Raw genomic sequence first — 1,210 nt, 5'->3', positions numbered from 1 at the left:
GGAAGCGCTGATCAACATGCCATTCCCGGCGTGGTCGGCGGCTGACGGCAGTGGACGCGGTCAGGAACGGGTCTGGGAGTGGCTCCCTACCTCTGCTCTGGGCCCTTGTTCGGCCCGGCGGAGTGGTTTCGGGCAGGCGGGCGCTATGCCGTCGCCGGGGTGAGGGCGACGGCACGGGCTCGCATCAGCCAGTTCGCCGAGGCGAACAGCACGTGCAGGTGGTTGAGGTTCTTCGCGATCCCGCGGTAGCGGGTCTTGGTGAACCCGAAGTCGCGTTTGACGATCAGGAATGGATGCTCGACCTTCGCCCGGACCGCGGCCTGACGTGACTGCTCGGCGCGGTCGGGTTCGGGCATCGTCTTCAACTTCCCCTTCCGCGCCGCGACCCGCCACTGGATCCTCGAACGATGCGCGTCCTCGACGATCTCGGGCCGCTTCTGGGCGCCCTGGTAGCCCGCATCGACATAGGTCACCTCGTCATCGGCACGCACCAGGTTGGCCGCCTCGTCCAGATCGTGCACGTTGGCGGCGGTTGCCGAGACCGAGTGGACATACCCGGTGCCGGCATCGGTGCCGATGTGGGCCTTCATCCCGAAGTACCACTGGTTGCCCTTCTTCGTCTGGTGCATCTCGGGGTCGCGGGTGCCGGTGGCGTTCTTGGTCGAGGACGGCGCAGCGATGATGGTGGCGTCGATGATCGACCCGCCGCGCATGATCCAGCCCTCGGCGTCGAAGATCTCGTTCTGCGCCGCGAACAGCTTCTCCCCGAGCTGGTGTTCCTCCAGCAGGTGGCGGAAGTGCAGCAGCGTGGTCGCGTCCGGCACCTGCTCGACCGCGAAGTCCAGGCCCATGAACTTCCGCATCGCATAGGAGTCATAGATCGCGTCCTCCACCCCCTCATCGGACAGCGAGAACCACGCCTGCAACAGATACATCCGCAGCATCGTCTCGATCGGCTTGGCCTTCCGACCCCGCTTCCCGGGCCGGTCAGCGTAGTAGTGCGGCTCGATCAGACCGACCCAGACCCGCCACGGGATCGTGGCGTCCATCATCTCCAAGAACTCCTCCCGCTTGGAGACCCGTCGACGGTTGCCATACTCAACATCAGTGAAAGAGGGCTGATCGCTGTCCACGGACCCGATCATTCCGCAGCCCCGCCCACCAGGTCAGGCGACGCCCCGGACTACCGCAAAAGATCAGCGCATCCCTA

1 protein-coding gene is annotated in these 1,210 nt (G+C 65.5%); it reads right to left on the bottom strand.

Annotated elements, in window-relative coordinates:
* Nucleotides 1-143: 143 nt before the first annotated feature.
* Nucleotides 144-1,133 carry an IS5 family transposase gene (locus tag FRW57_RS21800; protein WP_238999540.1) on the bottom strand — a complete coding sequence of 330 codons (990 nt, stop codon included), beginning with the start codon at nt 1,131-1,133 and terminating at the stop codon, nt 144-146.
* Nucleotides 1,134-1,210 lie beyond the last annotated feature (77 nt).

It is taken from the genome of Segeticoccus rhizosphaerae (assembly GCF_009192725.1).
Taxonomy (GTDB): Bacteria; Actinomycetota; Actinomycetes; order Actinomycetales; family Dermatophilaceae; genus Segeticoccus; species Segeticoccus rhizosphaerae.
The sequence above is the reverse complement of the archived record's forward strand: the minus strand, read 5'-3'. Positions and strand labels throughout refer to the sequence as shown.